This is a genomic window from Rhodoplanes elegans, assembly GCF_016653355.1.
Taxonomy (GTDB): Bacteria; Pseudomonadota; Alphaproteobacteria; order Rhizobiales; family Xanthobacteraceae; genus Rhodoplanes; species Rhodoplanes elegans.
Genome location: NZ_NHSK01000284.1, coordinates 1 through 3,083 on the forward strand (window position 1 = coordinate 1; position 3,083 = coordinate 3,083).

Annotated in this window: 5 protein-coding genes; 1 reads left to right on the forward strand and 4 read right to left on the reverse strand. The window is 71.7% G+C overall.

Going from position 1 to position 3,083, the window contains the following annotated elements; all coding sequences use genetic code 11:
- Both CCR97_RS29025 and CCR97_RS29030 read right to left on the reverse strand, forming a co-directional pair.
- Positions 1 to 892 (reverse strand): hypothetical protein (locus CCR97_RS29025; protein WP_201160142.1); only part of this gene is annotated, 892 nt, incomplete at its 3' end.
- Positions 893 to 912: 20 nt separating this feature from the next.
- On the reverse strand, positions 913 to 1,110 hold the full coding sequence (locus tag CCR97_RS29030; protein WP_111360570.1) for a hypothetical protein: 198 nt from the start codon (positions 1,108 to 1,110) through the stop codon (positions 913 to 915).
- A 403-nt stretch (positions 1,111 to 1,513) separates the two neighbouring features.
- Here CCR97_RS29030 and CCR97_RS29035 point away from each other — a divergent pair, with 403 nt between their 5' ends.
- Positions 1,514 to 2,422 carry a DUF2336 domain-containing protein gene (locus tag CCR97_RS29035; protein WP_201160143.1) on the forward strand — a complete coding sequence of 303 codons (909 nt, stop codon included), beginning with the start codon at positions 1,514 to 1,516 and terminating at the stop codon, positions 2,420 to 2,422.
- Here the strand turns inward: CCR97_RS29035 and CCR97_RS29040 are convergent, their stop codons facing one another.
- Positions 2,423 to 2,770, reverse strand: a complete 348-nt coding sequence (locus CCR97_RS29040; RefSeq protein WP_111360756.1) for a DUF1491 family protein — start codon at positions 2,768 to 2,770, stop codon at positions 2,423 to 2,425.
- 151 nt (positions 2,771 to 2,921) lie between these two features.
- A complete protein-coding gene (locus tag CCR97_RS29045; protein WP_338049157.1) occupies positions 2,922 to 3,071 on the reverse strand; it encodes a peptidoglycan-binding protein in 150 nt (49 codons plus the stop codon).
- Positions 3,072 to 3,083 lie beyond the last annotated feature (12 nt).

Consider the following 3,083-nt stretch of genomic DNA (forward strand, 5'->3'; position numbering starts at 1 on the left):
CCACGGGCCGCCCGGCGCCCGGCGGCGGCGCGGCCGCGACCGCAGGCCCGGCGGGCGGCGCGGCCGCGACCGGAACCGACTTGGTGATGACCGGCATCGACGGCAGCGGGTAAGGCGGCACCAGGACGATGGTGCCGGGGGTGATCTCCGGTCCGGGCAGGAGACGCGCCTCGGCGACCCGGGTCTTGAGCAGCGTCAGCGAGCGCTCGACCTCGACGGCCGCCGGCAGCGGCGTGGCGATGACCAGCCGTTCCATCGCGTAGCCGTAGGAGGCGATGCGGTTGACCAGCGACTGCTGCACCCAGCTCATGATCAGGGCGTTCTCGGCCATCCGGGCCTGGGCGTTGACGGCCTCGCCGGCGGTGAGGCCGTTCACGTGCTGGAGGCTCTTGCCGCGCTTGATGTCCATGTCGAGCACCCGGCGCGCCACCGTGACCCAGTAGGGCAGCCGGGTGACGTCGTTGCGGATGTCGTCGTTGAGCTTGCCGTAGCGCGCCGTCGCCGAGCGGAACGCCGTCTGCATCAGCACCTGCTCGTAGGCGGCGACGTTGAAGACGAACCACTGCTGCTGGATGCCGCGGTTGATGCCGTACTCCTCGACGATCGAATACCAGCGCTGGCGCTCGTAGGGCACCTCGATCAGCGGGAAGGCGAGGTCCCGCATCAGCCGCTCGTCCTCGGTGTAGGGATAGGCCGAGACCGGCAGGCCGGCCTGCTGGGCCGCCGCCGGCCCCATCCAGTCGTGGATGCCGTCGCGCACCAGGCCGGGCTTCACCCGGCCGAAATCGCCATTGAACCCGCAGCCGGCGAGCAGCGTCGCCATCGCCGCGATCGCGAGCACCGGCAGGCCGCCCCGCCCCGCCCCCGCGCCGGGCCTGCGAACCGTCACCACGATCGTCACCTCCGCCGCACTCACCGCCGGGCCGAGGGACGCCGTCCCTTGCGGGCGGCCGCGGAGCCGCCGTCCCGCAACCCGTCGCGCGGCTCGTCGCCGTAGCGATCGACCCGGACCACCGGCAGGATGATGATCGTGGCCGGCTCGTCGGCCGTGCGACCCCGCCCGTCGCTGTAGACGCGACGTCCCGCCGGGAACGTGATGATGGTGCCCATGGCGCCCTCCACCGGATCGGGAATGATCCGCGGCTTGCCACGTTCGATTACGCGCCGACATGGTTAACGGTTGGTTAAGCGTAACGCCTTGGTCCACAAGGGTTGTAAGCGGGTGACAGGGGGGTCTCGGCGCGGCGGCGAACGACACGCCGGCGGCCCGACCACGGACTTCGTCATGGTCGCGCTCGTCGCGGCGATCCACGCCAGGGTGGCTGCTGCGAACAAGATCGTGGATGGCCGGGACGAGCCCGGCCATGACCGGAAGGGGCTGCCACAGCGTCCCCCCGATCGTTCGCATTCGAGCGAAAAGGTTAACGCCTTGTTGGGGTTAAGCCTCTGCTAACGAGTCCCGTCTTAAGCTCTCGGAAAGGTCGTTTCGAGCGCCGGCGGGGCTTGTTCGCGTATGTCGTCCTTGTTTCCGGGACTGGACAGTCTGGTCGGGCTCGCCCGCCACGGCGTCGACGTCAAGCCGACGCTGTTGCGCGTGCTCACCGACCTCTACGTCCAGAAGCCGACCCACTCGCCGGACGAGGAGCGCCAGTATGTCGAGCTGTCGCTGCGCCTGATCGACGCCGTCGACGCGGCGACCCGCGACATCGTCGCCAGGACGCTCGCCGCCTATCCGGGTGCGCCCGAGGCCGTCCTGGCCCGGCTCGCCGGCCGGCCGGCGCCCGAGGAGGCGCCGCCGCCGCCGCCCGAGACGCGAGGGCAGAGCGAGGCGCGCACCCTCGTGCGCGACTTCTTCGATGCCGACACGGACGGCCGCCGCGGCCTGCTGGACGCGCTCGACCGCGCCGGCCCGTTGGCGGCCGGCACCTGGCCGACGCCCGGCGAGGAGGTGGCGCGCCGGCTGGAGACGAGCGTGCTCGGCGGCCGGCCGGGCGACTTCGTGCGCGAGCTCGAGCGGGCGCTCGGAATTTCGCGGACGCTCGCCGAGCGGATCGTCAACGATCTCGGCGGCGAGCCGCTGGTGGTCGCGGCCCGGGCGCTCGCCGTGCCGGCGCCGGTGCTGCAGCGCATCCTCTTGTTCGTCAATCCGGCGATCGGCCATTCGGTGCGGCGCGTCTATGCGCTGAGCGCCCTGTATCAGGAGGTCAGCCTGGCGGCCGCGCTGCGCCTCGTCGCCGCCTGGCGCGAGGCCGAGCCGGCCGCGCCGACCGTCCCGGCCCGCCCCGGGCCGACCGCCGCGGCGCGCGGCGCAACGATCCGCAGCCGCCTCGGCACGGTGGTGCCGGGGCTTTCCGGGCTCGAGCGCATCACGCCGTCCGAGCGCCTTCTCGGGCCGCCCCGCAAGGCGAGCGGCGACTCCTGATCAGCGCAGCACCCGGTCGAGGAAGTGCCGTCCCGACGGCTCCTCGATCTCGACCACCCAGACGTCCGGATCGAACCGCCTCTCCTTGGCGATGAAGGCCTCGACGTCGCTCTCCGGCGCCGGGCTCTCCTTCATGACCGAGACGAAGGCGCGGTCGAACGGCATCGCCTCGTCGAACGCGGTCTGCGGCGCCGGGCCGTAGAGATCGGCGGTGCCGTTCAGCCGGTTGACGATGACGAAGACGGCGCCGGCCTCCTCGGCGCCGCGCCGGCGCACCGCCGCGAACACGCCCTCGACCCCGCAGCGCCGGATATAGGCCGCGACCCAGATTCCCGATTTCAGACGCATGCGGCCCCGATGAGCGAATAGCGAATGGCGAGTGGCGAATAGTGAAGGAGTGGGCGACCCGGCACCATCCCCTACTCGCTACTCGCTACTCGCTACTCGCTACTCGCTACTCGCTACTCGCTACTCGCTACTCGCTACTCGCTGATCCCGCTCACTCGATCGGCCGTCCGGTGAGCGCGACGAGCTCGCGCACCAGACGATCGCTGACCTGACCGGTGACCGGCATCCGCCGCGCCTCCTCGAAGGACGCGATGGCGTCGTGGGTCGCCTTGTCGTGGGCGCCCGTCGGCCGCCGGCGCATCGCAGATCAAGG

What these genes read in the sequence shown, in the direction of transcription:
- CCR97_RS29030 (WP_111360570.1), bottom strand. Translation starts at nt 1,110, where the DNA reads ATGGGCACCATCATCACGTTCCCGGCGGGACGTCGCGTCTACAGCGAC.
- CCR97_RS29035 (WP_201160143.1), top strand. Translation starts at nt 1,514, where the DNA reads ATGTCGTCCTTGTTTCCGGGACTGGACAGTCTGGTCGGGCTCGCCCGC.
- CCR97_RS29040 (WP_111360756.1), bottom strand. Translation starts at nt 2,770, where the DNA reads ATGCGTCTGAAATCGGGAATCTGGGTCGCGGCCTATATCCGGCGCTGC.
- CCR97_RS29045 (WP_338049157.1), bottom strand. Translation starts at nt 3,071, where the DNA reads ATGCGCCGGCGGCCGACGGGCGCCCACGACAAGGCGACCCACGACGCC.